This window comes from Nonomuraea sp. NPDC050536 (genome assembly GCF_044457685.1).
Taxonomy (GTDB): domain Bacteria; phylum Actinomycetota; class Actinomycetes; order Streptosporangiales; family Streptosporangiaceae; genus Nonomuraea.
Genome location: NZ_JBITHD010000004.1, coordinates 385,392 through 411,757, shown reverse-complemented (window position 1 = coordinate 411,757; position 26,366 = coordinate 385,392). Strand labels below are relative to the sequence as shown.

Genomic DNA, 26,366 nt, shown 5'->3' with positions numbered 1-26,366 from the left:
CCGTCCTCCAATCTTTCCAATGACTAGATTGCAGGATCGGCGGCATGTTGTCAATGTAAAGATTCAGTCGGCGAGCCTGTGCAGGGTGGTGATGATCTCGCGCCCCTGCGGCGTGGTGAAGTCCCTGACCATGTCGGCCGCGAAGCCCGCCACCGAGGTGACGATGCCGCCCGCCGCCTCGATCTGCCGGAAGGCCGCCGCCTCCGTGCGGTCCGAGAGCCCGCCGCACGCGTCGACCAGCACGTGCACCGCGTACCCGGCCGCGAGCGCGTCGATCGCGGTCCTGAGTACGACGATCTCCGAGGTGACGCCGGCCAGGGCGATGACGGGCCGGTCGTTCGCGGTGACGGTCTTGCGGGTGGCCTCGTCGTCCCAGGCGCCGGGGCCCGTGCGGACCAGGACGGGAACGCCGGCGGGGATCTCCTCGATCACGCCCGAGCCGGGGGCGAGCGAGGCCGTCATCGGGATGTCCAGGACGCCGGTGACGGTCGACAGCACGCCGACCGCGCGCCGCAGGGCGGCCGGCGGGTTGGTGCGGCTGGCCTCGACGATGCCGGACTGGAGGTCGCCGAGGAGGATCTGGACGGTGCGCGAGTCGAGCATGAGGTTTCCGTTTCTCAAAAGAACGATTCAGTAGCTGAATCATATGAGCGCACGCGACATTGTCAAGCGGGCCCGGCTAGGGGCGCAGCCGCTTCTCCAGGCACACCACGGCGCCGTTCTCCCGGCGATTGGCGAAGCGCACGTCGTCGGCCAGCGCCCGCATGATCTGCAGGCCGCGCCCGTGCTCGGAGCCGGACCCGACCCGTCGCATCGCGTGCGGGTCGAAGCCGCCCCCGGTGTCCACCACTCTGATCACGCACAGGTCGTCGTGGAGGATCGCGTTCACCAGATACTCGTCGCTGGCCGCGGCGTGCTTGATCACGTTCGTGCACGCCTCGGTCAGCATCAGTTCGATGTCGTCACGGATCTGGGGTTCGACGTCCAGAGAGCGGAGGGTCCCGTCGAGCACCCGCCGTACCAGCGGCACACTGGCCGCATCCCTGGGCAGTCGCAGTGCGATGGTCGCCTCCATGAGGGGCACCTGCCCAGGACGGGCGGCTTCAATCAGGGTTCGAGGAGCCGCAGCGCCACCTTCAGCGCGGCCTCGTGCACCTCGCGCTCGTCCAAGTCCTCGTTCTGGGTGAACCACTTGCTGGCGTGCAGCGAGAACAGCGCCATCGACCGCGCCAGCCGTACCTCCAGCGCGTCGTCGCCGGCGCTCAGCTCGCCGACCATCTCCAGCATGACCTCGCGGATGCGCGTCAGCGTGGGATGATCGCGCAGGGCCGTCTGGTTGCGCTCGAGGAAATGGGCCACCTTGTGGTGGCTGGAGCCCAGCATGGTGTCGGCGTAGCGGTGCACGAGCTCGCGACGGGTCTCCGGCGTCTTGGGCTGGGTCTTCAGCCAGGCCAGCAGCTCCTCGAGCTGCTGCTGCCGCTGCTCCACCAGGCTGGCGACGATGTCGTCCTTCGTCTTGAAGTGGTAGTAGAGTGCGGCCTTCGTCACACCGAGCTCCTCGGCGATCTCGCGCAGGGACGTCGCCTCATAGCCCTGTTCGATGAAGAGCCTGAGGGCGATCTCCTGGATCCGCGTCCGGGTGTCTTCCCGCAATGTGCACCTTATTCGACTTGACGGCCGGCAAGTACAGAATCTAGCTTATTCTAGACTTGCCGGGCGGCAAGTAAGCAAGATCGAACTCAGGGGGTGCGTCGGTGTCAGAGGTTGCTGGACGACGACGGGAAGTCATGGTCGTCCTGCCGGGACTGATGCTCGCCATGGTGCTGGCGATGCTGGACAACATGATCGTCGGTACGGCGATGCCCCGGATCGTGGGCGAGCTGGGTGGCCTCACCCATCTGTCCTGGGTCGTCACGGCCTACGTGCTGGGCACGACCGTCTCCACGCCCATCTGGGGCAAGATCGGCGATCTCTACGGCCGTAAGACGATCTTCATCACGTCCATCGTGATCTTCATGGTCGGCTCCATGCTGTGCGGCATGGCCGGTTCCAGCATGCTCGGCGGCCCGGCGGACGGCATGGCCGAGCTGATCGGCTTCCGCGCGCTGCAGGGCCTGGGCGCGGGCGGCCTGATGGTCAACGTCATGGCCATCATCGGCGACCTGGTCCCGCCCCGCGAGCGCGGGCAGTACCAGGGCATCATGGCCGGCGTCATGTCGCTGGCGATGATCGCCGGCCCGCTGGTGGGCGGCTTCATCACCGACAACCTCAACTGGCGCTGGGCCTTCTACGTGAACCTGCCGGTCGGCTTCGTCGCCCTGGCGCTGATCGCGCTGCAGCTGAAGCTGCCCAAGCACACCAGCAAGGTGCGCATCGACTGGGTGGGCGCGATCCTGCTGTCGATCAGCATCACCTCGATGGTGCTGATCACCACCTGGGGCGGCAACGAGTACGCCTGGGGCTCCTGGCAGATCCTGACGTTGGTCGGGGTCGCGGTGGTGTTCCTGGCCGCGTTCATCTACTTCGAGCGCTTCGCCGAAGAGCCGATCATGCCGCTGCAGCTGTTCCGCAACCGCAACTTCACCCTGATCTCCGGGGTCGGCTTCCTGCTCGGCTTCGCGATGTTCGGCGCGATGAACTTCCTGCCGCTGTTCCAGCAGACCGTGCAGGGCGCCTCGGCCACCAACTCCGGACTGCTCCTGCTGCCGATGATGGCCTCGGCCATGGTGGTCTCGCTGTTCGTCGGCAAGGCGATCACCTCGACGGGCAAGTACAAGATCTACCCGGTGATCGGCGGGATCGGCATGGCGGTGGCCATGTGGCTGCTGTCGATGATGGACGTCAACACGCCCAGCTGGCAGACCGGCATCTTCATCGCCGTGCTCGGCCTGGGCATGGGCTTCCTCATGCAGACCACGATGCTGATCGCGCAGAACAGCGTCGAGCAGCGCGACCTCGGCGTGGCCAGCAGCGCCAGCACGTTCTTCCGCTCGATCGGCGGCTCGTTCGGAGTCTCGCTGTTCGGGGCGATCTTCAACAACCACCTGCTGTCGGAGATGAGCGCCAGGTTCGGGCCGCAGGCCGCCGCCCAGATCACCAAGGGCGGTGGCGCCGGCCGGCTGGACCCGGCCACGCTGGCGCACCTGTCGCCGCAGATCCGCACCGGCATCCTGGGGTCGCTGGCCACCTCCATCTCGGGCGTGTTCGGCTGGGCCATCGTGTTCGCGGTCGTCGTGCCCGTGCTGGCCGTGTTCGTCAAGGAGATCCCGCTGCGCGGCGCCGCCACGGTCGACGCCGCCAAGGAAGCCGTCGCCGCCTCCTGAGGGTGCTGCTCGCCGTACAAGAGCTTGCTCTTGTACGGCGAAGCCGCGCCCACCGCCACCCGCCGCACTCCGCCCAGGGCCTGTCCAGGGAGACGCTCCTCCGGCGATGAGCGCGGGCCGCCGATACGAAGCAAGCGGAAGCCGCCCAAGCGCGCCGGCCGCCTGGTGAAAAATGCGGTGCTTCGGAGGGTGGTGGACGTGCAGAATCCCTGGCATGCATACCATCAGCCGGCCGCGGGCCGAGGACGCCGCCGCCATCTACGAGCTCATCTCGGCCTATGACACCTCGGTCATCGGCGTACCCGACATGACCCCGGAGGACGTGGCGGACGAGCTGGCCGAGCCGGGCTTCGACCTGGACAAGGACGGCTGGCTGTGGCGCGACGCCGACGGCCTGCTGGTGGGGTGGGCGTGGGCCTGCCGTAAGGGCGACAGCGAGAACGTCGACGTCGAGGTCATCGTGCGGCCGGGCGTCGACGGGGTGGAGTCCGAGGGGTGGCGGCTGGTGCTGGAACGCGCCAAGCAGCTGGCGGACGAGGCGGGACACGCGCAGGCCACCGTCGACGTCGGCGTCTACCGCGAAGACGACGGCAAGCGGAAGACCGCCGCCGATCAGGGCTTCGCGGCCGCCACCGGCTTCCACCGGATGCGCATCGACTTCGACGGCCCGCTCGAGGCGCCCGCGCCGCCGCCCGGGGTGAGCCTGCACACGGGTGAGTCCGAGGAGGTCAGGCGCGAGGGGCACGCCGTGCACCAGGAGGGCTTCGCCGAGCACTTCGGGTTCGTGAAGGTCGACTACGACCACTGGTACGAGCGCAGGCAGGCGCAGAGCGTCAACGACTGGTCCCAGCTCACCGTGGCCCGCCTCGACGGGGAGCCGGCGGCGATGGTGCACTGCACCAACATGTTCCTGTCCGACGAGGGCTGCGGCTACGTGGCCACGCTCGCCGTGCGGCCCCAGTTCCGCGGGCACGGGCTGGGCCGCTTCCTGCTGCGTCACGCCTTCGCCCAGGACGCGGCGCGCGGCAGGAAGGGCACGATCCTGCATGTCGACTCCAACAACACCACCCCCGCCCTCGGCCTGTACACCTCGGCGGGGATGCGGCCGGTGCTGGTGATCGACGTCTGGCGCCGCCGGCTCTAGACGCGGTGGGCCGCGAGGTGGTCGAGGACGGCCTGGTTGGCCTCCCAGCCGTCGGGGAACTTGACCGGCACGCCCAGCGACACCGGCTCGGCCGAGGGATGGGCGTCCAGCAGTTCGGCGATGCCCGCCCTGGCCACCACCACGCAGGCGTGCCGGTGCCGCGACGCCAGCACGCACAGCCGTCCCGACTCCAGGTGGAAGGCCGTGGCGTCCCTGCGACCCGAGAGGGGGTGGAGCACGACCGTCACGTCGTACTCCCGGCCCTGCAGCCGGTTGGCCGTGTCCACGGTGATCTCGGGCGGCAGCCCGGCCGCGCGGATCGCCGCCACCTGGTCGCGGTGCGCCGCCCCCACCGCGATCCGATCCGCGGTGACGGGCCGCTCGCCCTGCTCCGAGCTCGCCACCGCGCCGCGCCGCAGCAGCCTCTGCCCGAGCAGCGCCACGGCCTGTACGGCTTCCGCGTCGGTGCGCACCGTGTGCCGTTCGGGCAGCTCCAGCAGCGCCCACCCGGAACGCGCCGCCTCCTCCAGCGCCCTGTCGTGCACGCTCCCGTCGCCGGCCCCGGCCAGCTCCAGGCTCCGATCGCCGGGACCGGTGCCCGAGCGGAACCCGGTGAACGGGTAGAAGGCGCGCGAGACGACCGGCGCCGCCGAGGCGGGCAGCCGCCACGACACCGGCAGCCGGTGCACCGGCAGGTCAGGGTTGTGCCGCAGCAGCACCGAGACCGCGCTCTGCAGCGGATCCCACGACAGCCCCGACCAGCGCCCGCCCTCCACGATCGAGAACGGGTCGAGCTGGCCGGGATCGCCGACGAACAGGGCCCGCTCGAACAGCCCGGCGATGCGCAGCAGCTTGTCCGAGCGCATCTGGTAGGCCTCGTCCACGATCGCCCACGGCCAGCGGCGATCGGCCACCCAGGCCCACTTGTCGGACGTGGCGATGACGACGTCCTGCTCGCCCAGGTCCTGCACCCGGCTGCCGATCGTCACGCCCGGCAGGTCCAGCAGCCGCTGCGGCGGCTCGTACCCGCTCGCCGACAGCCGGCCCACGGTGAGTCGGGGGTGCTTGTCCATGATCCGCACGACCAGGTCGTCGACCTGCTCGTTCGTCTGCGCCACGATCATCAGCGGCTCGCCCGTCTCGGCCAGGTGCGCCGCCGCCCGCACGACCAGCGTCGACTTGCCCGCGCCCGGCGGGGAGTCGACCACCACACCGCGATGCCGCGGCAGGTCGGCGAGCACCGCCTGGATGACCTCCTCGGGCGTCACGACCAGTCCTCCACGGCGTCCGTGTCGCTCGGCTGGTACGCCGGTGGGGGACCGCCGTGGGTCCACGGGGTGAACTCGGCCTCCGGCAGCGCGGGGGAGCCCTGGAAGTCGTCGGTCAGGCTGGTGTAGCAGACCCGCTCGCCGACCTCGGGCACGGACCCGGGCGCCGCCGTCTTGCCGCGCCCCATGCCCTTCACGATCTTCACGGTCACCAGGCCGCCGTCGGCCGAGACGAGCTGGGCTCCCTGGCCGCGCCGCTGCGGCGTGCCGAGGGAGGCGCCCGGCGCCAGCCGTACCGGATCGTCGGTTTTGATCACCACCAGCGGGCGCAGCTTGCGGCCCTCGGCGTTGGCCGGGTCGCAGGAGACCACCTCGCCCGCGAACGCCTCGCCGGACAGCCGGAACTCGGCCATGACGAGCGGGTCGTCGTAGGCGCGCTGGACGTCGTAGCCGGACTGGGCGCGCTCCATGCGGGACAGCCGGGCCGCGGCGGCGACCGCGCCGTCGCGGCGCGCCTGCGGGGGAGCGTCCTCGGCCTGCTGGGCGGCCATGCCGCTGAACGAGGCGCGGTCGTGCTCCCACCGCTGCGCCACGCTCGCGCCCGGCTCCAGCTGCCGCAGCAGGTCCAGCGCCTGCCAGACCAGGCGCCAGGTGGGCTCGAGCTGGGTACGGACAGCGGCGGCGATCCTGGCTTCGTCCTGGCCGTCGATCGCCGGGGCCAGGACGCGGGCGTCGAAGCCGGGATCGGTGGCCGGTCCCGCGGGCGGCCAGATCGCCGGGTCCTCGGCGCCGGGGTCCGGGCCGGTGGTGATCCAGGCCAGCAGCGCGGCCAGGTTGGCGTCCTCGAGCGCGCTCTGGCCCGTCGCCCAGTGGCGAGACAGCTCCTCGGTCACGGCCAGCGTCAGCGACGAGCCGGGGTAGGCGGCCCGTTCGGCGAAGTACGTCAGCCACCTGCCCAGCACCGGCACCCGCGGATCCACCGGGTACGGCCCGTCGGGCCGCCGGAAGCGCGTGGACCGGCCGAGCAGCGCGGTGAACGCCACGCCCGCCGGGTTCGGCAGCACCAGCTGCGGCGCGTCCAGCGCGCGCTCGTACGGGTCGGCGTTCTTCCGCTCGACCGTCTCGGTCTCCCGCGAGAACCCCTCGACGTACGGCACGACGATGCCGGCCAGCTCGGCGGCCCAGCCGAAGCGGTGATCCCGGTTTCGCGGCTGCGGCACCACGAGCAGCCGTGGCTCGTCGCGATCGGTCCCCACCATCGCGGCGAGCGGCGCCGCCGCCTCCCCGGACAGCTTCAGCGGCACGAACACCAGCGGCCGCGCCGCGACATGACAATGCCGCACGGTCACCAGCGGCTGCGCGAGGCCCGCCGCCATGGCACGCAACCGCGCCAACGCCGCCAGCACGCTCACGTCAGGCACTCCGCGCGCAGGCGGGACGCTTCGCGCAGGAGACGGGCGATCTCCTCCTGGCCAGGCTCCGGGTCGCGGGTGCCGTCGGCGAGCGCCAGGGCCTCCCCGACCGTGGCCACGCCGCCGAGCGCGTCGCGAACGTGCCTGCCGAGCTGGTCCGAGGCGCCGGCCTGGCGGGCCTCGTCGCGGCAGAAGTAGCACAGGTCGCACGTCGACAGGCACTCGGGCGCGTAGCGGGCCGGTGCGTGACCGAGGGCGGTCGCCAGGTCCGCGGCCGGGCGGGTGGGCTCGCCGGAGTCGTCGGGCCGCAGGTCGAAGGTGACCTCCGCCGGGAGCGTGGCGGCCAGCGAGTCGAGGGACGTCATGCGGCCGAGCTGGCGCCGCAGCACCGCCAGCTGCCGCCGCACGTCCACGAGCGTGGCGACCGGGCGGTTGGCGAAGTTCTCCGGGCAGACGAGCACCATGTCGTCGGCCACCCGCAGGCCGGACGCCTGCAGGGCGAGGGCGTAGACGGCGCCCTGCCGGGCGGCGGCCGCCACGGCGGCGGGATCGGCCTGCCCGTCGATCACCGCGAACGACTTGACCACCACGACGTGGCACCGCCCGCCGTACGACAGCACCGGCACCGACGGCTCGAGCGGCGTCGACTGCCCGGCGATCGGCAGCGTCAGGCCAGGACGGTCGTGCAGAGTGGGCGAGTCGTCCGAGACGGCCAGGGGCGCGCCCCGAAGGTCGAGGTAGGTGACGTCGGCGAGACCGAGCACGGACCCGAGCAGCTCCGCGAGCGAGGTCCTGACCTGCGCCTCGAAGACGTTGCCGCGGGCGATCGCGAAGGGCGACTGCCCGAAGGGCGGCGCGAAGCCCAGATGCCGGGCCGTGGACGACTTGTCGATGCCCGCCCCGTCCATGAGCGCCCGCCGCGCGCAGCCGGGGTTGGCGGCCAGCGCCGCGATCGCCCTGGCATCGTGCGGTTTGGGCGGGGTCGTGCCCCGCAACGCGGCCAGCCGATCCACCCGGCACCCCCTCCCACCTCGAGACGAAGGAGATCAGCCTAGCTTGCCGCGCTGGTAGCGGCGGTCAGCATTGCGCTTACGAGTCGCTTCAGTGGTCCGCGGGCGGCTGACAGCGTGCTGTGTGTGGTTTGTGAGCGGCGGGCTGGAGGGTGAGGTCGTCCGCGTCACCTATCACCCGGAGGAACCGGTCCATGTCCCAACGTGATCTTTCGATGCGGCCGCTTTGGCGGCGCACGCTCACAGCTTCGGCGCTGGCCGTGAGTCTGGCCGTGGCCGCGGCGTTCCCGGCTGCCGCCGCGGCCACGCCGTACGCGAACTGGAGCGGCACCGAGGCGCAGCGCGCTCAGCTACAGCAGTTGGCGCGGAAGCTGGTGGAGGCCGGGGCGCCCGGCGTGATCGTGCGGGTCGACGACGGCCGCGGCCGGCCGGTCGAGATCGCCGAGCAGGCCACCTGGACCAGACGGGATCACCTGCTCAAGGTGGGGGACGAGTTCCGGATGGGGTCCAACACCAAGACGATGGTGGCCGCGCTCGTGCTGCAACTGGTCGCCGAGGGCAAGCTCGCCCTGACTGACCCGGTGGAGAAGTGGCTGCCGGGCAAGGTGCCCAACGGCAAGGCGATCACGTTGCGCATGCTGCTGAACCACACCAGCGGCCTGTTCGACTACACCGATGACGCCGCGGTCCGGCCGTCGATGCTCGGCAAGGATCGGCGGCGGTGGACCTTGGCGAAGCTGCTCGCTGTGGGGGTGAAGCACGATCCACTGTTCGCGCCGGGCACGAAATGGTCCTACAGCAACACCGGCTACGCCGCGATCGGCGCCGTCCTGGAGCGCGTCACCGGGGCGAGCCTGGCCGATCTGGTCCGGGACCGGATCGCCCGGCCGCTCCGCCTCACGCACACCTACTACGCCACGGACTCCACCTGGCGTGGCTCCCACGCCCACGGCTACGAACGGGATGCCGCGCCGGGGGTGCCGGCCGAGTTCAGGCATCCCGCCGGGCCGCGCCGCCACGGTCACGTGGACGTCTCCGGCAACGATCCCGGGTGGGGCGGGGCGGCCGGGGCGGTGGTGTCCACCACGCAGGACTGGTCCCGGTTCTACACCGCGTTGATGTCCGGCAAGCTGCTGCCCGCCGCCCAGCTGGCACAGCTGCGCACCACGGTGCCGGTGGACTCACGGCAGCCGGACGGGCCCGGCTACGGGCTGGGCATCCAGACCGCCGCCCATCCGTGCGGCACGTTCTGGGGTCACGACGGCGGCATGCCCGGCTACCTGACGACCAACCTCACTGACCGCACCGGCAGCCGCACGGCGACCGTCCTCATCTCGACGGAGTTCTGGGCCGAGTTCGAGGCCGACCCGAAGATCGCCAAGGCCGCCCAGGCGCTCCAGACCGCCGTGACCTGCACGATGTTCGGCAAGCCTGTGCCCTAACCGACCCCGGGCGCGGTGATGATCGCGGACACCAGGTCTTCTGCCTCGGCCCGCGACATCGCCGCACCCGCGGCGTGCGCGGCCGCGAACCCGGCGGCGCCCAGGGCGGCCGTGGCCCGCTGGGTGATCGTCCGCACGTCGGCGTCGCCGAGGTCGGCCCAGCCCCGCAGCACGGTGGCGACCCCCAGCAGCCGTCCCGCCCGCTCCGGCCGATCGCGGCACAGCTCGATCGCGGCTACCACGACCGCGATCGAGGCCGCGACCGGCGTATGCCAGGTCAGCGTCAGGTGCACCGCCGGGTGGTCGAGCCGGCGTACCGCCTTGTCCGGGAAGCCCTCCGCGACGTCCACCTGGGCGAGCACGCCCAGCAGCAACGCGGCCAGATGCGGGGTCGACCGGCCGGGTGGCGCCTCGGCCAGGCCAAGCCGGGCATATTCGCGGGCCGGCCCGAGCCGCCCGGCCCGCCACTCCAGCCGTGCCAAGCCCAGGCACACCTGAGCTCGCGACTCCGCCGACCCGGTCCGCTCGACCTGGTCGAGCAAGTCCGTCAGCTGCTGGCGCCCGCCGTCCACGTCGCCGGCTTGGGCCAGGTGCAGTGCGGCCGCCACCTCGCTCTCCATCGTGTGCTCGGGCATGCCGAGTTCCTGGAAGTAACGGCTGGCCCGCTCGGCCAGCGCGGGTGTACCGGCGGGGTCGCCGGCCCGCTGCAAGGCCGCGTTCAGGGTGCTCAGCGTGGTCGCCAGGCCCCACCGCTCGCCGAGTTCCTCGAAACCGGTCAGCGCGCGCGACAGCAAGCGCGTCGCCTCGGCGGCGTGCCCGCCGTTCATGGCCAGCACGCCTCGGACCAGCAGGGCCAGCGACCGGCTCCAGGGATCCGCCGGCTCGCCCGGGGAACTGAGATCGGGGCCCGAGCCCACGGCGAGCGCCAGCCGGGCCATCTCCAGGATGGGGTGGGTTTCCGGGGCGACGCTCTCCAGCACCTTCTCGATCCGGTCGAAGGCGGCTTCCGCCTCCTCCGGCCGGCTGATGGTCTCCGTGGTGGCGAGCGCGTGCGCGGCGACCACCAGCGCGCGGGCCTGCGGCTCGGTCTCGCCGCGAGCCTGGAGTACCCGGCCGAGCAGGTCCAGCGACTCTGGCGGGTAGTCCCTGAGAAACCAGAACCAGCTCAACGCGACGCCGAGCCGTACCGCCAGGCCGCCGTCGCCGGACTCGACCGCCCAGCGGATCGCGGCCGACAGGTTGTCCCGTTCCGCGGACAGGCGGACCAGCCAGCGCAGTTGGTCGGATGTGCGCAGGTACGGGTCCGCGGTCTCGGCCAGCTGAAGGAAGAAGCGGGCATGCCGCTCGCGTGCTTCGGCGATCTCGTCGCGCCGGGCCAGTTGCTCGAGGCCGTACTCCCTGATGGTCTCCAGCAGGCGGTAGCGCGGCTCGAGCGGGTCGGCGGGCTCCACCGGGTGCAGCAGGGACTTGTCGACCAACGCCGCCAGCAGCTCCCGGACGTCGCGCGACCGGCCGATCGCCTCCGCCGCGTCCTCGGTGAAGGTGCCGGGCACGACCGACAGCCGCTCCAGCAGTGCTCGCTCGTCGGCTTCGAGCAGGTCCCAGCTCCAGGCCACCGCCGCGCTCAAGGTCTGGTGCCGCGGCAATGCCGTACGGCTGCCGCCGGTGAGCAGCCGGAACCGGTCGTCCAGCCGCGCCGCGACCGCCTCGACCGGCAGGGCACGCAACCGTGCCGCGGCCAGCTCGATCGCCAGCGGCAGGCCGTCCAGGCGGCGGCAGATCTCCGCCGCCGCCGTCAGCGCGCTGCCTTCCAGAGCGAAGTCCGGCCGCACCGCGGCGGCCCGGTCGTGGAACAGCCGGACCGCCGCGCAGGCGCGGGCCCGCGCGCCCGTCGACCCCGGTTCGGGCAACTCAAGCGGGAGCACCGGGTGCAAGGTCTCGCCGTCGATCCGCAGCGGTTCGCGACTGGTCGCCAGCACCCGCAGCCTCGGGCACCGGCCGAGCAGGGACCCGGCGAGCGTCGCGGCGGCCTCGATCACGTGCTCGCAGTTGTCCAACACCAGTACCAGGTCCTCGTCGGCGAGCGTCTCGACCAGGTGGTCCAGGGTCTTGTCCGGAGCCACAGGCCGCTCTTCGCGCGCCCGCAACAGGTCGAGCACCACGCGGGGCACGTCATCAGCGCTGACCGGGGCCAGCGGGACGAACCACACCCCGCTGGACGGCGTGAGCTGCCGGCCGATGGTGTTGGCCAGCCGGGTCTTGCCCGCCCCTCCGGGACCGACCAGGGTGACCAGCCGAACTCGGCCGAGCAGGTCGACCACGCGGCGGACGTCCTCGTCACGGCCCACGAAGCTGGTGAGCGGGACGTCCAGGTTGCCGTACGACCGCCGGGACCGGGGACGTTCACCGCGCAACACCGCCAGGTGGGCCTCCTGCAGCTGCGGCCCGGGATCGCTGCCGAAACTGTCCGCGAGCAGGCCGCGGATCCGCTCGTAGGCGGCCAGCGCCTCGGCGCCGCGACCGTTCAGCGCCAGGGCTCGGATCAGCTGGGCGTGCAGCCGTTCGCGCAGCGGGTGCGCGGCGGTCAGCGACTCGAGCTCGGCGACCAGGTCGAGGTCGGCGCCCAGCGTGAGCTCGGCCTCGACCCGGTCCTCCAGTACGGCCAGCCGGGCCCGCTCGAGCCGTTCGGCCTCGGCGGCGGCGAAGGGCGCCTCGCGCACGTCCGCCAGGGCGGGGCCGCGCCACAGGCTCAGGGCCTCGCGCAAGGTGGCGGCGGCCTCGGCGGGCCGGGACTGCGCGTGCGAGCGCCGGCCCGCGCGGGCCAGCCGCTCGAACCGGACGGCGTCGACCGCGTCCGGCTCGACGGCCAGCCGGTACCCGGCCGGGCCCGAGGTGAGCAGCTCCGGGTGGCCCAGGACGCGCCGTAACCGGGACACCAGCGATTGCAGCGCGTGCAGGGGTGCGTCCGGTGTCGTCTCGCTCCACAGCGCCTCGACCAGGGTCGCCGGCCGTACGGCATGCCCGGCGTCCAGCGCCAGCCGGGCCAGCAACATCCGCAGCCGCGCACCCCCGACCAGCGTCGGGCCGGCAGCGGTGTCCAGCACCAGGGAACCGAGAACGCCGACGCGCACTGCGCCGCACGACTCGGCCGCGTTCGCCATGGCCAGGAGTCTACGTATTTCCTGCTGTTCAAGATCCGAGCCCCGCCTGCTCGGCGGCATCCTCACCCCGACGAGCGGCACCGTGCGGGTCAACGGCCTGGTGCCGTGGCGCGACCGCTCGGCCAACGCGCGCAACGTCGGCGTGGTATTCGGCCAGAGCAGCCAGTTGTGGTGGGATCTGCCGCTGATCGAGTCGTTACGACTGGTGGGCTCCCTCTACGATGTCCCCGCTCCCCGCTCCGCGCTTCGAGACGTCGCTGAAAAAGGTGCGCGACCTGCTCGGGCTCGACGAGTTTCTCGACACTCCGGTGCGCCAGCTCAGCCTGGGCCAGCGGATGCGGGGCGACCTGGCCGCGGCCGTGCTGTACGAACCTCCGCCCCGCTGCTGGGAGTGATCCTGGTCGCGCTGGCGTACCTCATCTGGCGGCGTCAGCTCGACCACTACCAAAGCGTCGGTCATTGAGCTCACAGTGGTCGTTCAGCAGCGAGTAGACGGTCGACCAGCGCGTTGACGTAGTCGGGGGTGAGCGGCCCGGCGCCGAACAGGACGCGGATGTACATCGGGGCCAGCAGGTGGTCGAGGATCTCCAGGCCGTCCGGCGGGTGCTCGCCTCTGTCGCGGGCGCGGTCAAGCATGAGCTGCAGTTGGCGCCCGCGTTCGGCCAGGAAGGCATCGCGTGCCCGGAGCCCGGCGTCCCCGGCGGTGGACAGGGCGATGACCAGGCGCAGTACGGCCAGGCCGTCGGGGCCGCTGATGTCGCGGGCGACGTTGGCGGCGTAGGCGTGCAGGTCTGTTTCCAGGCTGCCGGTGTCAGGGATGGGTGAGGTGGTGGTGAGCCAGGTGATCGCAACGTCCGTGAGCAGGGTTTCGAAGTTGCCCCAGCGGCGGTAGACGCTGGTGTCGGCCACGCCGGCGCGGGTGGCGACGTCGCCGATGGTGAAGTTGCCGTATCCGCGTTCGGCGATCAGTCCGGTGACCGCTTGATGTACGGCGGCGCGGACGCGGGCGCTGCGCCCGCCAGGCCGACGGGCTCGCTCCTGTTCCAGCATGCCCGCCATCTTAACGCAGTCATGACTTGCGTTTGTGTGAGCATGCGTCCTACAGTCCCCCTAACGCAGTCGGTAACTGCTTTAGGGGGTGAGCATGAAGTTCCTCTTCCACGACGAATCGTTCTCTTTCGAAACCCTGCGTACGGCGTGCTTCGCCGGATACGGCGGCGCCGATCTGGGCGAGATCCTGGTGACGGCCCGCGCCATCGGCGACGGTGACGAGGCCTCCTGGCACCAGGAGTGGAAGGCGACCGCGGCACGGGTCCACGCGCTCGGCGAGAGATCACGGGCTGCACCAGGCTCTCACCAGCCCGAACACCAGCATCACCTTCCCCGAGTCGGAAGGGACCGGCGAGCACTGCAGCTACGGCGGGCGCGCCACGGTGCACCAGCACATGTTCGAGTGGCTCGACCGAACGCTCGAAACCTCATGAAGATGTGGAGCAACGAGATGAGCAGCGTGATCGACCAGATCGACCGGGCCATCGCCATGACGGCCGACATTGTCAAGGGCATCACCGACGACCTGCTCGCTGCCCCCACTCCCTGCCCTGGGTGGGACGTACGCACCGAACTCAACCACCTGGTCGGTGGCATGCGGATCTTCGCGGCCGAACTCACCGGCACCGACCCCGGCGCCGCGCATGAGGACGACTGGCTGGGCAGCTCCCCGGAGGCGGCCTTCGCCATCGCCGCCGACCTTGACCGCGCGGCTTGGCACCGCCCCGGCGTCCTGGAGACTCCCGTGCGCCTCGGGTTCGGTGCCGTACCCGGGCCGATGGCCGCGCTCATCCACCTCACCGAGGTCCTGGTGCACGGCGTGGACCTGGCCATCGTCACCGGCCAGGAACATCTCGTCGACGGGCAGGCCTGCGAGCAGTTGCTTGCCATCATGCGCGGCATGGACTTCGACGCCTTCCGCCGACCCGGCATGTTCGGCCCCGAAGCACCGGCCCCCGTCGGCGCCCCTGCTCATCGGCGACTCCTGGCCTTCCTCGGCCGCGACCTCCAACCAGTCGCTCACCAGCACTGACCCGCCCCGAGAGGGGAACCGGGGACGGCCGGCCGCCCGGGACGCCCAACCCGCCTCCGTCTGCTGCACCCCCAAGGCGACCGCGGAACCATCCGGAGCCGCCGAGCCGACCACGACGGCCACGGCTTCGGGCTGCTGAGGATGCCCAAGAGCCCGGCGCGGTAGGGACTCGATGAGCTCCGTCGTACTCGCCGTACGAGGGCGCCGACCTTCGCCGCGCTCCACCTCGCCGACCCGGCGCCTGCGACCGATTGCCCCGGCTCCCGGACCACCATCCCCGGGAACCTCGACCTCGGGAACCTCGACCCCAGGAACCTCGACCCCGCGATCCCGAACCTTCGCGGGCTGGGCGGCGGGGGTGGTGGAGACCGCGGTGCCCGGGCACGGTAGGCGTGGCGGCGGGCAGGCGGCGCCGACTCGCCAGGAGCGCCGGACGCGGGTCCTCAGCCGAAGTGTGGCGGGCGGCCGGTGGGGCGGCTTGCCGTACGAACAGGGCTAAAGGGGCGGTGGGGTGGGGCGGTTTGCCGTGTGAACAGGGCTAAAGGGGCGGTGGGGTGGGGCGGTTTGCCGTGTGAACAGGGCTAGAGGGTCGGCGGCGTGGGGCGGCTTGCCGTATGGGTTGGTGGGGTGGCGCGGCTGGGGGTTAGGGAGGCGGTGGCCTGGGCGTGGAGGGTGGTGTCGGGGGCGGTGATCGTGGCGTGGGCCAGGAGGCGGGTGTTGCCGCGGTGCGTGAGTGTCCCTGTGACCGTGTAGGTCGTGCCGGGGCGCAGCGGACGGACGTAGTCGACGTTGAGGTTCATCGTCAGGTGCAGCGTGGGCCGGTCGGCGGCGCTGCCTCCGGCCATGCTGCAGGCGTCGTCCAGCGCCCCGGCGATGTAACCGCCGTGGACGACGCCCGAGCGGTTGAGCAGGGCGGGACCCGGTTCCCAGGTGAGCTCGACCCTGCCGGGCGTGACGAGGCTGAGCCGCAGGCCGAGGTGGCGCATGTGGTTGGACAGCGGCACCGTGCCGTCCTGGATCCCGAGCAAGAAGTCGATTCCGGCCATCACACGCCTAGAGTACGGCCAGTACCCAGGTGCGTTCCTCGTTGAGGAAGCGGACCAGCCGCAGCCCGGCCTCGGCCAGCTCCGCCTCGAGCTGCTCGTCGGTGAGCCGCCTGGAGGAGAACGACTGCGTCCACACGTCGTCGCCGTGCCGGTAGCGCATGGTGGCGTGGAAGAGCCCCGGTGAGACCTCGTCGACGGCGGCCAGCTCGATCGTGAGGTCGTCGACGGTGCGGCCCTGGCCGGGTCGCCAGGCGTCGTGCCGTTCCGCGGGCATCCACTGGATCAGCAGCGCGCCGCCGGGCTTGAGGTGGCGGGCGGCGGCGGCCAGGAGTTCGGCCGCCGCGTCGGTGTTGACCAGCTGGGAGGCCAGCGTGACCGCGTCGAAGCGGCGGTCCAGCCGCAGATCCTGGGCGCGGGCGCGGACGGTCCGCGCGCCGTGGATGTGCGCGAGCATGTCGGCGGACTCGTCCACGGCGACCACCTCGAAGCCCAGCTCCACCAGCCGATGGGTGACGCGGCCGACTCCCGCGCCGATCTCCAGGACGGTCCCGCCGATGGGCACCACCTGGGCGATCAGCTCGGCCTCGCCCTGCGGCTTGAGCATCGTGTAGAACTCGACGGGGGAGCCGTCAGGGGTGATGGATCCCGGTCCTGTGCCGCTGTTCGGTGTGATCGTCATGCCTCGACGCTAACTCCGGGGGATGATGGCTGGGTGCGCCATCTGATCGGAACCGCCGCCGGCCTGGTAGCGCTGCCGCTGGTGTACTACCTGACCGAGGCGGGCGCCCGGACCCTGCGCGCGGCCTACACCGCCTTCGATCCCGGCACGGCCGGGCTGGTGTGCCTGGCGGGGGCCGCCGCGATCGTCGCCGTGGTGTCGCTGTCGCCGATGGCCGCGCTGGTGTGCGGGCTGCCGCTGGCCGCCGCGGGCATGCTGTTCACGCTGGTGCCCGACTACGCCGTACGGCTGGCGGCCCGGTTACCGCAGGTGGGGGCGCTTCCGGGCGAGCCCGCCGGCACGCTGGCGGGCGTGGGCGGCCTGTACGGGGTGATCGGCTTCGTGCTGGTGTTCTCCGCGCTGCTGCCGGCGCGGCTGCGCACTATTCTTGGCGCGTGAGCGGACGCGATCCCGATCGGCGCAGGTCACTGCTGGAGGCAGCCGACCGGGCGATCCTGCGCGACGGGCCCGAGGTGTCGATGGCGGCGATCGCGGCCGAGGCAGGCATCACCAAGCCCATCCTCTACCGCCACTTCGGCGACAAGAGCGGCCTGTACCAGGCGCTGGCCGACCGCCACGTGCGCACGGTCATCGCGCAGCTGCGGCCGGCCTTCACCGAGCGGGGCGCCGACCTGCGCGCCCGCGCCCGGCTGACGATCGCCGTGTACCTCGATCTGATCTCGGCCAACCTGAACCTCTACCGGTTCCTGTTCCACCGTGCCAGCGCCGAGGACACCCGGATCCGCTCGCACATGACGTCCCTGGTCCGCAGCCTGGGCGAGGAGCTGGGCGGGGTGCTGGCCGCCGAGCGGGTGGTGCCCGACCCGGTGCGCGCGCAGGTGCTCGGCCACGCCTTCGTCGGCATGGTCCAGACGACCGGCGACTGGTGGCTCGACCACCCCGAGGTCGACCGGGACGAGGTGGTCGAGGGCCTGGTCGACGTGATCGTCGCCGCCATCGGCCAGCGATCCCGTACGGCGGGCCGTACCTAGATCAGGGCGATGATCGCGCCCGCGGTGCCGATGGCCTGGGCGGCGGAGTTGATCATGGCGCCGATGTCGATGTTGGCGCCCGCCTTCCACTGCCAGCGGTAGCAGCCTGACAGCTCCGGCCAGGCGGCCGCCAGCGCCGGGTTGGTGCCGCTGGTGTTCCAGTTGAAGTCGCGCGAGCCGGACTCGAACGTGCCGTGCACCCTGCCCTGGGCGGTCAGGCTGAAGCTGGGGTTGCCGTCGCAGGTGGTGACGATCCAGGTGACGGCCACGTTGTAGCTGGGCGCGCCGGAGACGTGCATGTGGCCGCTCATGTTGTAGGCGCCGTTGGGGAACAGCGCGATCGAGGTCCAGCCGCCGACGGGCACACCGCCGCCGAAGACGATCTGGCCGGAGGCCTCGATGTCGCCCTGGTCGGCGGCCAGGTCGTCCTTGAGCACGTCCTTGACCCTGTCGCCCAGCAGGGCCAGCTCGGACACCTCGCCGGCACCGATGCCGGGTGAGGAGTCGTAGGAGCCGCCGACCACGGGGGTGCGGGCGGCCGCCCGCAGTTCGTTGTGCGCGGTGCCGAGCAGCATCTTCATCTGCTCAGGTGAGAAGTCGCTCATGAAGGGTCCCCTCCTCGTTTGGGAATGCCCCTTCGTCGTACGCCCGGGCGTGTGATCAGGCCTGAGTACCCCCTACTCAAGCAGGCCGAGCAGGTCCCACTCGTTCTCGCACACGCGCCTGCCGATCGCGGCCAGCTCCACCGAGCGGGCGCCGCCGCGCAGGTGCCGCATGGTCTGCATGACGCAGATGATCCCCCATTTGAGCACGCCGAACGTCTCCCACCAGCGCAGCGCGGCGCGGTCGACGGGCTGCCCGCCGGCCTTCTCGTAGGCCTCGACCAGCTCGTCGTATCCGCCGAACCCGCCCACGGGCGGCTGCTCGCCGAAGCGCCAGGCCTTCACGCACAGCCAGCCGAGGTCCTCGATCGGGTCGCCGGCGTGGGCCAGCTCCCAGTCGAGCACGGCCCTGACACCGTCGGGCCCGACGATGAGGTTGCCGTTGCGGAAGTCGCCGTGCACGACGGTCGTCCGGGTGGTCGCGGGCCTGGTCGCCGCGAGTCTGCGGAACGCCCACTCGAACACCGGGTGCGGCTCGCCGAGCATGTCCAGCACGTCCCGCCACTGGGTGAGCGGGTCCTCGGGCGCGGCCTGCGCGACAGCGTCCAGCGGCATCCGATGGATCGCGGCCAGCGCCCGCCCGCACTGCGCCGCCAGCCGCGGCCGAGCCTCCCGGTAGGCGTCGTCGCGCAGGATCCTGCGCGGGATCGTCTCCCCGGCCACGCGTTCCATGAGGATGTACGGCTCGGCCGCCGCCACGATCCGTGGCACGGGGACGCCGGCCTGCTCCGCCGCCCGCATCAGCCGGGCCTCGGCGGCCAGCCCGCTGCCCGCCTCGAGTGCCGCGCCCGGCGAGTCGAGCCGCAGGACGAGCTTGTGCACGGTCCCGTCCGCGACCGCGTCCACCGACCACGTCTCGCGCGACGCGCCGCCGGGCAGCCGGGTCGTGGACGTGATCTCGGTGGCGGGTCCGAGGGCCTGCCGTACGATCTCCTCGACCGTCATCGCAGGCCGAACTCCCAGTTGCCGCCGGCGGCGTACTCGCCCAGGACGCGGCGGCCCACGGAGTCGATGTGCACCTCGTCGGGCCCGTCGTAGATCCGCCCGGCGCGGGCGTGCCGGTACATCCGGTCGAGAGGCGTGTCGGGGGTCAGGCCCGCCGCGCCGTACACCTGGATGGCCCGGTCGATCACGTTGTGCAGCATGCGGGCGCCCACCACCTTGATCGCCCCGATCTCGACCCGGGCCTCGGACCCGGCGTCGATGGCCTCGGCGGCGTTGAGCGTGAGCAGCCGCGCGGCCTGGATCTCGGTGTAGGAGTCGAACACGTGCTGCCGCATGAGCTGCTTCCTGGCCAGGGGTCCGCCGAACGCGGTCCGCTCGTGCAGGCGGCGGCACATCAGGTCGAAGGCGCGCTGTGCCTGCCCGAGCCAGCGCATGCAGTGGAAGATCCGCCCGGGCCCGAGCCGCTTCTGCGCGATGACGAAGCCGCGGCCGCGTTCGCCGAGCAGGTTCGAGGCGGGCACCCGCACGTCGTCGTAGCGGACCTCGCAGTGCGCGCCGTCCAGACCGAGCACCGGCGTCTCGCGCACGATGGTGTAGCCGGGCGTGTCGGTCGGCACCAGGATCATCGAGAACGCCAGGTGCGGAGGGGCGTCCTGCTCGGTGCGGCACATCACGGTGGTGTAGGCGGCCAGGGATGCACCCGTGGTGAACCACTTGTGTCCGTTGATCACCCATTCGTCGCCGTCGAGCACCGCCGCGGTCCTGATCTGGGTGGGGTCGCTGGAGGAGATCGTCGGCTCGGTCATCGCGAAGCTCGGCGAGATGTCGCCGCGCACCAGCGGCGCCAGGTAGCGTTCGCGCTGCTCGGGGGAGGCGTTCTCGTGCAGCATCAGCGAGTCCTGCAGCGTGAACGTGCCCAGCGCGATCTGGCCGAACTCGCTGCGGCCCTGGACCTCGTTGACGTAGACGTAGTCGAGGAACGGCAGCCCGCCGCCGCCCAGCTCCCTGGGGTGGCCGAGCGCCCACAGGCCCTCCTTCTTGGCCTCCCGCCGCAGTTCGTCCAGGGGCGCCGCGTCGCCCGCGTACAAGGCCGGTTCCGCGGGTTCCACCCGTTCGGTCATGAACTGGTAGACGGCATCCCGGATCGGGCGGACGCTGTCGGGCACGGCGAAGCTCATGAAAGGATCTCAGCCGAAAATCGTTGCCGGGTCAACGGATAAGGGGTCCCTTATGGCGCCGCACGACGTCCCCACGGCTGCCCAGCTCGTCGCGGCGGTCCGCGACTTCCTCGCCGCCGACGTGCTGCCCGCCGTCGAGGGGCGGGTCCGCTTCCACACCCGGGTGGCGATCAACGTGCTCGGCATGGTCGAGCGCGAGATCGAGCTCGGCCCCGGCCAGGCCCGCGATCACGCGGCACGACTGGCGGAGCTGGGCGTGGCCGACGACACAGAGCTGGCCGCCGCGATCAGGGACGGCCGCCTCGACGACTCGGCCGCCCTGGTGGACCTGCTGCGCCAGACCGTCAGGGCCAAGCTCGAGGTGGCCAACCCCGGCTATCTCGAGTAGGCCCTACTCAGGCGTCTTGAAAGCCGGCTCGCGCACCATGTGACCATGAACTTGCGCGGGTTCAGAGCCGAGGTCGCGACGCGATCGGCCATGCTGCACATCGCCAGATTCACCCAGACGGGCGAGCTGAAGGAGATGGAACGAGCGACGGCCGCCATGCGCAAGGCCGTCGCGCTGACCTCCGAGGAGGACCCCGCCTACCCGGGGAGGCTCGCGGACCTGGGCGACTCGCTGTCGCAGACCTTCGACATCACGGGCGAACGCGCCTTTCTAGAGGAGGCGCTGTCCGTCCTGGACAGGGCGCTGCGCACGGCCCCGCCAGGCCACCCCGGGGCGGGCCGGGTCAGGATCAGCGCCGGCATCGTCCGCTTGAACGACTTCCGCGCGGGCGGCCCCTCCAAGCACCTCGACCAGGGGATCGAGCTCCTCGGTCAGGCGGAGGAGATGCTGCCGCGCGGCGACGCGGACGCCACCCTCGCCCTCAGTAACCTGGCGGAGGGGTACAAGCACCGCTACATCCGCGACGGCGACGTCGCCGACCTGCGCGAACACGCGGCCACGTTACGCACGGTGGTGGCCGCGACCGCCGCGGGCGACCCCTACCGGGTGTTCCGCGTCGCCAAGCTGGTGGCCGCCCTCCAGCTGGTGCGTGACGAGCCCGGCGTCGAGGAGGAACTCGAGCGGGCGATCGAGACCCTCCGCGAGGGCCTGCCCGGCGTGCCCGAGCCCATGCGCGGGCAGATCCATCTGATCGCGGGCATGCAGCTGTACGGCGACCTGCCCATGTTCGATGCGGAGCAGCTCGCGATGATGCGCCAGATCATGCGGGACATGCAGCAGCGCGGCGACACCGGGATCAAGCTGCGCGGCGCCGTACTCAGCGACCTGGGCAGCGTCCTCGTGGCCCAGGCCATGCAGTCGGGCAAGCTGGAGGAGGTCGACGGCGCCATCGCCATGCTGCGCGACGCCCTGCGCGCGGGCCCCGGGAACCAGGACAGGGCGGGACTGCTGACCAACCTCGGCAGGGTGCTCGGCCAGCGCATCGAGTGGACGAAGGACGTCGGCGGCGTCGACGAGATGGTCGAGATACTGAGGCAGGCCGTCGACGCTGCGCCGAACGACCATCCGGACCGCGGTCTCTACCTGAGCAACCTCGGCAACGGGCTGTCGTTGAAGTACACACTGGTCGGAGGCGACGACGTGTTGAAGGACGCGATCGCCGTCTACAGACGGGCGCTGGAGCAGATCCCGCAGGAGCGTCTGGAGCGAGCCATGGCGTTGACGGGCCTGGCCGCCGTGCTGTTCGACGCACACGAGAGATGGGGCGCCCTGGCCGAGCTGAACGAGGCGATAGACACGCATCGCGCGGCCGTCGCCATCACCCCACAGGACAACGAGTACCGCCCGATCTACCTGGCCAACCTCGGTAACGCCCTGTTCCGCAGGCACGAGGCGACCGGCTCCCTCCTCGACCTGGACGAGTCGGTCGCCGCCATGCGCGAGTGCGTCGCGCTGGCCCCGCCCGCGCACCCGCATCGCGGCGCGTGGATGTCCTCGCTGGCCACCGGGCTGCTGATGCGCTACGACAGGACGGGGCAGCACAGCGCGCTCGACGAGTCGATCGCCCTGTTCCGCCAGGCGCTCGAGCTGTCGCCCCGTGAGCACTTCCAGCGTCACCTGATCCTGATCAATCTCGGCAGGGCGCTGGGCCGCGTCGGCACGCTTGCGGCGCTGGACGAGTCCGTCGAGGTCATGCGCGCGGCCAAGGAGGCGGCGCCGCCGGGGACCGCAGTGGTGCATCGGGCGGGCTCCGGGCTGGCCATCGCCCTGATCCTGCGGTTCTTCGGCTCGGACGAGATCACGCTGACCGATGAGGAGCGCCTGGCGGCCATGGGCTGGCTGCTCGCCGGAGGGACGGGCGAGCCACCCGTGGAGGAGTTCGCCGCCCGGCGCCGGTTGGAGCGGAGCGAGCGTCTCGACGAGTCGATCGCGCTGCTGCGGGAGGCGATCAACGGCCTGCCGCCCGGCGACCCGGGCAGGGCGAGGGCCGCCGGCCAGCTCGGCATGGCGCTGAGCGTCCAGTACACGCTGACCGGCAAGGGCAGGCAGCTCGACAGGGCGATCCGGTTGCAGCGTGAAGCGCTGGAAGGCGCCGAGGAAGACGACCCCCTGCAGTCGGTCATGCGCTACCACCTGGCACGGGCATTGACCGACAGGTGGGAACGCTCGGGCGATGAGAAGGACCGGGAGGAGGCCGCCGCGCAGTACCGGGCCGCCGCGTCGGTCGAGACCGCCGCGCCGACCTGGCGGGCGGGCGTCGCGAAGAGCTGGGGTGAGTTCGTCGCGGCCGAGTACGGCCCCGCCGCGGCGGTGGAGGCGTACGCGGCGGCGGTGGGGCTGCTCGACGCGGCGGCCTGGCGTGGGCTGCAGCGGGAGGACCAGGAGAGCGTGCTGACCGAGTTCCAGGGGCTGGCATCCGACGCGGCCGCCTGCGCGATCGCCGCCGGAGACCCCGAGCGGGCCGTCGAACTGCTCGAACAGGGCAGAGGCGTGCTGCTCGCCCAGGTGATCGATGCGCATCCGCGCCTGGACGCCCTGGAGAGCCTGTCACCTGAGTCGGCCGCGCGGCTGAAGGAGATTCAGGACGGCCTGGACGCCGAGGACGATCTCGACCGGCGGCACGTGCTGGCCCGATCGCGGGAGGAGACTCTCGCGGAGATCAGGACGCTGCCAGGGCTGGCCGACTTCCTGCTTCCTCCGCCCTTCAGCAGGCTTCGCGACGCCGCCGCCGAGGGTCCCGTGGTGGCGATCAACGTCAGCGGCCACCGGTGCGACGCGCTCGCCGTCGCCGCCACGGGTGTCACGCTGATCCCGCTGCCGCAGCTCACCGCGGACGGCGTCGCCGGCACCGCCGCGGCGTTCGTGGACGCGATCGCCGCCTACGCCCACGACGACGACCCCGACCCAGAGCTGCTTGACCGTATCCCGGCCACCCTCGACTGGCTCGGCGAGAACGTCACCGGGCCCGTGCTGGAGGCGCTCGGGCTCGGCGAGACCCGGCCCAGGCTGTGGTGGTGTCCCACGGGTCCCCTGTCTCTGCTGCCGCTGCACGCGGCCGCGCTGGAGACGGTCGTTTCGTCCTACACCCCGACGCTGCGCGCGCTGCTGCATGCCCGCGAAGCGGCGGGGCCGCGAGCCGACGGCAAGCCGCTGGCCGTCGCCCTGCCCAGCACGCCGGGGGAGGCGGACCTGCCCGGCACCTCGCAGGAGACCGACACGGTGCTCGGCCTGCTGCCCTCGGCGGTGGCGCTGGTGGGGCCTGCGGCGACCCGCGAGGCGGTGCTGTCGGCGCTGCCACGCAGCCCGTGGGCGCACTTCGCCTGCCACGCCTCCCAGGATCCGTCGGCGCCTTCGCAGGGCAGGCTGCACCTCTACGACGGGCCGCTGACGGTCAGGGAGATCGCCGCGACCCGGCTGGACAGGGCGGAGTTCGCCTTCCTCAGCGGGTGCGAGACTTCACGGGGTGGCGACGAGCTGGCCGACGAGTGCATCAGCCTCGCGGCGACCGTGCAGCTGGCCGGGTATCCCAGCGTGATCGGCACGCTGTGGCCGATCAGCGACCTGCACGCACCCGAGGTGGTGGAGGGTGTGTACCGGATGATGACCGCGGGCGGGACCCGCGAGCCCGACCCGGCCGCGGCCGCCGTCGGACTGCATCTGGCGGTACGCGCCCTGCGCGCCGAGCACCCCGGCCACCCCGTGCTGTGGGCGGCCTTCACGCACATTGGCCCCTGATCAACGGCGGCATTTCAAGCATGGCGGCTCCTGATCAACGGCGGCGGCGGGCTACATAGGCGCCCGCCGCCGCTGCCGGTACGGCCAGCGTCACCGTCAACCATGCGGGCGCCGCCGTACCCGACAGCAGATAGACCGCCACCGAGCAGCCCACCCAGGCCACCGCGGCCCCCGACAGCCCGGCGAACACCCGCACCGCCACCCCGGCGCCGCGGGCCTCGTCACCCGCCGACCACAGCGTCACCGTCGCCAGCAGCAGCGCCAGCGACCCCAGCAACCCGATCACCGCGGGCGTGATGGGCGGGGGCAGCGGTACCCGGTAGCCGAACGCCTGGATCGCCGCCAGCACCATCAGCACCGACCCCAGCACGGCGGTCTGCAGCAGATCGATCCGTTCGCGCCGCCGCTGGGCGACCTCCTGGCGCCGCTGCAGCCGCTCGCGCCGGTCCTGGACCGCCTCCTCGGCCGCCATCGTCACCTCGGTCAAGCCGTCGCGTGCCCGCTCGCGCGCCGCGTCCAGGTAGAGCACGTCGTCGGACAGCTGCACAGCCAGCCATTCGGCCAGCGCCACGTCCTGCGCCACGAGCCCGGGGCCCTCCGCCAGATCACCCGCCGGCAGGCGCATGTTCGAAGCCGCGATCCGTGCCGTGCGTTCCATCTCCCGAAGCCGCGTCGCCAGCTGAGTCAGTCCGTCGGACCCCGCAAGCAGCCCGGCGAGCCGGCGGCGCAGCTCGGCCAGGCCGTCGGCCGGATCAGCCGCCCCCGCGGCGGCCCGCGCCCGCAGCAACTCCTCCGCCCGCTCGAGCAGCTCGTCGTAGCGGCCGGCCTCCCGCAGCCGCAAGTGGTGGCGAACCTTGGCCGCGTGCGACAGGTGCACCGCGAACGGAGCCAGCCGCTCGTCCCCGCGTGACCACAGCCAGGCATCGGACTCGTCCTGCCTGCCCGCGACGGCTATCGCGTGGATCCTGCGCAGGAACCTGCCGTCGGGTCCTTCGTCCTCCCAGACCGCCGTGTGCCCGCCCACCACGTGCCCGCGCTCCGGCTCCGGGAGCACCCCGGTGAGCAGCCGGGCTTCGCCCAGCGCCCACTCCGGCGCGTCACCCGCCACCCGCGCCCACCGCTCCTCCAGTTCCGCCCAGCCGTCCTCCCCGCCGAAGGGCGCCAGCGCCACCGACAACACCAGCACGTCGTGCCTGCGCCGGACGACCGCCTGGAAGACACCCTCGGCGCGCGACCTCGACTGGCGGGCGGCCAGCGCCTCGCCGCCGCCCCGGGCATCCAGGCGCAGTTCGTACGGCGCGATCTCCGGGATCGGCCAGGTGAGCCCCAGCTCGTCGCCGAGCCGCCGCCACAGCTCGCCGAGCCGCTCCGCGACGCCTTCCCGCCGCGCGGCCACGTACAGGTGGACGACCAGGGCGCGGTCATCCATCGGCGTCGCGGTCCTCGGCGGGCGGCTCCGCCAGGTCGAGGACGAGCCTGTTCAACCGCTCCCTGGTCTCGGGCGGTGCGGGCACCCGTGGCGGGTCACCCACCCTGGTCCTGATCCGCAGCGGCCCCGCCAGCTCCAGATCGTGTACGGCGGGCGCGATCGCGTCCTCGGCGCCCGAGCGCAGCGCCCGCTCGACGGCGGACAGCGCCCTGTCCACCCGGACCCAGCGCCCCTCCGTCAGCTGCCACTGCGAGACCTTTCGCAGGACCTCCGCCACCCTCGCGCGCTCCATGGCCGCCATCGTAGGAGGGCCGGGAGCGCGGCGACAGACGCCGAGGCCCGTCTCCGCCGTCGGCGGAGACGGGCCCCG

At 72.1% G+C, this 26,366-nt stretch carries 24 protein-coding genes; 9 read left to right on the top strand and 15 right to left on the bottom strand.

Annotated elements, in window-relative coordinates; all coding sequences use genetic code 11:
* Positions 1–63: 63 nt before the first annotated feature.
* From ACIBHX_RS15125 to ACIBHX_RS15115, 3 genes are all read right to left on the bottom strand, one after another.
* Positions 64–603 carry an isochorismatase family protein gene (locus tag ACIBHX_RS15125; protein WP_397067649.1) on the bottom strand — a complete coding sequence of 180 codons (540 nt, stop codon included), beginning with the start codon at positions 601–603 and terminating at the stop codon, positions 64–66.
* 76 nt (positions 604–679) lie between these two features.
* Complete coding sequence (locus tag ACIBHX_RS15120; RefSeq protein WP_397067648.1) at positions 680–1,075, bottom strand: ATP-binding protein; 396 nt, start codon at positions 1,073–1,075, stop codon at positions 680–682.
* Positions 1,076–1,107: 32 nt separating this feature from the next.
* Complete coding sequence (locus ACIBHX_RS15115) at positions 1,108–1,653, bottom strand: TetR/AcrR family transcriptional regulator (RefSeq protein ID WP_397067647.1); 546 nt, start codon at positions 1,651–1,653, stop codon at positions 1,108–1,110.
* 101 nt (positions 1,654–1,754) lie between these two features.
* Between ACIBHX_RS15115 and ACIBHX_RS15110 the strand changes: the two genes are divergently transcribed.
* On the top strand, positions 1,755–3,323 hold the full coding sequence (locus tag ACIBHX_RS15110; RefSeq protein WP_397067646.1) for an MDR family MFS transporter: 1,569 nt from the start codon (positions 1,755–1,757) through the stop codon (positions 3,321–3,323).
* A gap of 214 nt (positions 3,324–3,537) precedes the next feature.
* On the top strand, positions 3,538–4,467 hold the full coding sequence (locus ACIBHX_RS15105) for a GNAT family N-acetyltransferase (protein ID WP_397067645.1): 930 nt from the start codon (positions 3,538–3,540) through the stop codon (positions 4,465–4,467).
* Here the strand turns inward: ACIBHX_RS15105 and ACIBHX_RS15100 are convergent.
* The 3 genes from ACIBHX_RS15100 to ACIBHX_RS15090 are packed head-to-tail and all read right to left on the bottom strand — an operon-like array spanning position 4,464 to position 8,160.
* The gene (locus ACIBHX_RS15100; protein ID WP_397067644.1) at positions 4,464–5,735 is read right to left on the bottom strand and encodes an AAA family ATPase; all 1,272 of its coding nucleotides are present in this window, start codon (positions 5,733–5,735) and stop codon (positions 4,464–4,466) included. The genes ACIBHX_RS15105 and ACIBHX_RS15100 overlap by 4 nt on opposite strands.
* The gene (locus ACIBHX_RS15095; protein ID WP_397067643.1) at positions 5,732–7,147 is read right to left on the bottom strand and encodes a hypothetical protein; all 1,416 of its coding nucleotides are present in this window, start codon (positions 7,145–7,147) and stop codon (positions 5,732–5,734) included. Before ACIBHX_RS15095 ends, ACIBHX_RS15100 begins: the two co-directional genes overlap by 4 nt.
* On the bottom strand, positions 7,144–8,160 hold the full coding sequence (locus tag ACIBHX_RS15090) for a hypothetical protein (RefSeq protein WP_397067642.1): 1,017 nt from the start codon (positions 8,158–8,160) through the stop codon (positions 7,144–7,146). The genes ACIBHX_RS15095 and ACIBHX_RS15090 overlap by 4 nt, the downstream gene beginning before the upstream one ends.
* A gap of 212 nt (positions 8,161–8,372) precedes the next feature.
* On the opposite strand from ACIBHX_RS15090, the gene ACIBHX_RS15085 reads away from it, so the two are divergent.
* A complete protein-coding gene (locus ACIBHX_RS15085; RefSeq protein ID WP_397067641.1) occupies positions 8,373–9,599 on the top strand; it encodes a serine hydrolase domain-containing protein in 1,227 nt (408 codons plus the stop codon).
* Here the strand turns inward: ACIBHX_RS15085 and ACIBHX_RS15080 are convergent.
* Positions 9,596–12,760, bottom strand: a complete 3,165-nt coding sequence (locus ACIBHX_RS15080) for an ATP-binding protein (RefSeq protein WP_397067640.1) — start codon at positions 12,758–12,760, stop codon at positions 9,596–9,598. The two genes, ACIBHX_RS15085 and ACIBHX_RS15080, sit on opposite strands and share 4 nt — an antisense overlap.
* Before the next feature lie 221 nt (positions 12,761–12,981).
* Between ACIBHX_RS15080 and ACIBHX_RS15075 the strand changes: the two genes are divergently transcribed.
* Positions 12,982–13,155 (top strand): hypothetical protein, encoded by a 174-nt coding sequence (locus ACIBHX_RS15075; RefSeq protein ID WP_397067639.1) that lies wholly within the window; start codon positions 12,982–12,984, stop codon positions 13,153–13,155.
* A 70-nt stretch (positions 13,156–13,225) separates the two neighbouring features.
* On the opposite strand, the gene ACIBHX_RS15070 is transcribed toward ACIBHX_RS15075, so the two are convergent.
* A complete protein-coding gene (locus tag ACIBHX_RS15070) occupies positions 13,226–13,810 on the bottom strand; it encodes a TetR/AcrR family transcriptional regulator (protein WP_397067638.1) in 585 nt (194 codons plus the stop codon).
* Between the two features lie 451 nt (positions 13,811–14,261).
* Between ACIBHX_RS15070 and ACIBHX_RS15065 the strand changes: the two genes are divergently transcribed.
* Positions 14,262–14,843: a TIGR03086 family metal-binding protein gene (locus ACIBHX_RS15065; RefSeq protein ID WP_397067637.1), complete on the top strand. Its 582-nt coding sequence runs from the start codon at positions 14,262–14,264 to the stop codon at positions 14,841–14,843.
* Between the two features lie 581 nt (positions 14,844–15,424).
* Here the strand turns inward: ACIBHX_RS15065 and ACIBHX_RS15060 are convergent.
* On the bottom strand, positions 15,425–15,889 hold the full coding sequence (locus ACIBHX_RS15060; protein WP_397067821.1) for a PaaI family thioesterase: 465 nt from the start codon (positions 15,887–15,889) through the stop codon (positions 15,425–15,427).
* Positions 15,890–15,896: 7 nt separating this feature from the next.
* Positions 15,897–16,568 carry a class I SAM-dependent methyltransferase gene (locus ACIBHX_RS15055; RefSeq protein ID WP_397067636.1) on the bottom strand — a complete coding sequence of 224 codons (672 nt, stop codon included), beginning with the start codon at positions 16,566–16,568 and terminating at the stop codon, positions 15,897–15,899.
* A gap of 33 nt (positions 16,569–16,601) precedes the next feature.
* Here ACIBHX_RS15055 and ACIBHX_RS15050 point away from each other — a divergent pair, with 33 nt between their 5' ends.
* Together ACIBHX_RS15050 and ACIBHX_RS15045 are read left to right on the top strand one after the other, a co-directional pair.
* Positions 16,602–17,006, top strand: a complete 405-nt coding sequence (locus ACIBHX_RS15050; protein WP_397067635.1) for a hypothetical protein — start codon at positions 16,602–16,604, stop codon at positions 17,004–17,006.
* Positions 17,003–17,599 carry a TetR/AcrR family transcriptional regulator gene (locus tag ACIBHX_RS15045; protein WP_397067634.1) on the top strand — a complete coding sequence of 199 codons (597 nt, stop codon included), beginning with the start codon at positions 17,003–17,005 and terminating at the stop codon, positions 17,597–17,599. Before ACIBHX_RS15050 ends, ACIBHX_RS15045 begins: the two co-directional genes overlap by 4 nt.
* Here ACIBHX_RS15045 and ACIBHX_RS15040 read toward each other — a convergent pair.
* From ACIBHX_RS15040 to ACIBHX_RS15030, 3 genes are all read right to left on the bottom strand, one after another.
* Complete coding sequence (locus tag ACIBHX_RS15040; RefSeq protein WP_397067633.1) at positions 17,596–18,204, bottom strand: hypothetical protein; 609 nt, start codon at positions 18,202–18,204, stop codon at positions 17,596–17,598. The genes ACIBHX_RS15045 and ACIBHX_RS15040 overlap by 4 nt on opposite strands.
* A gap of 72 nt (positions 18,205–18,276) precedes the next feature.
* On the bottom strand, positions 18,277–19,206 hold the full coding sequence (locus ACIBHX_RS15035; RefSeq protein ID WP_397067632.1) for a phosphotransferase family protein: 930 nt from the start codon (positions 19,204–19,206) through the stop codon (positions 18,277–18,279).
* Positions 19,203–20,384, bottom strand: a complete 1,182-nt coding sequence (locus tag ACIBHX_RS15030; RefSeq protein ID WP_397067631.1) for an acyl-CoA dehydrogenase family protein — start codon at positions 20,382–20,384, stop codon at positions 19,203–19,205. Before ACIBHX_RS15030 ends, ACIBHX_RS15035 begins: the two co-directional genes overlap by 4 nt.
* A gap of 52 nt (positions 20,385–20,436) precedes the next feature.
* Here ACIBHX_RS15030 and ACIBHX_RS15025 point away from each other — a divergent pair, with 52 nt between their 5' ends.
* The gene (locus ACIBHX_RS15025) at positions 20,437–20,772 is read left to right on the top strand and encodes a DUF6285 domain-containing protein (protein ID WP_397067630.1); all 336 of its coding nucleotides are present in this window, start codon (positions 20,437–20,439) and stop codon (positions 20,770–20,772) included.
* Positions 20,773–20,817: 45 nt separating this feature from the next.
* Positions 20,818–24,567, top strand: a complete 3,750-nt coding sequence (locus tag ACIBHX_RS15020; RefSeq protein WP_397067629.1) for a CHAT domain-containing protein — start codon at positions 20,818–20,820, stop codon at positions 24,565–24,567.
* A 34-nt stretch (positions 24,568–24,601) separates the two neighbouring features.
* On the opposite strand, the gene ACIBHX_RS15015 is transcribed toward ACIBHX_RS15020, so the two are convergent.
* Together ACIBHX_RS15015 and ACIBHX_RS15010 are read right to left on the bottom strand one after the other, a co-directional pair.
* Positions 24,602–25,996, bottom strand: a complete 1,395-nt coding sequence (locus ACIBHX_RS15015; protein ID WP_397067628.1) for a CATRA conflict system CASPASE/TPR repeat-associated protein — start codon at positions 25,994–25,996, stop codon at positions 24,602–24,604.
* A complete protein-coding gene (locus ACIBHX_RS15010) occupies positions 25,989–26,288 on the bottom strand; it encodes a CATRA system-associated protein (RefSeq protein ID WP_397067627.1) in 300 nt (99 codons plus the stop codon). The genes ACIBHX_RS15015 and ACIBHX_RS15010 overlap by 8 nt, the downstream gene beginning before the upstream one ends.
* Between the last annotated feature and the right edge of the window lie 78 nt (positions 26,289–26,366).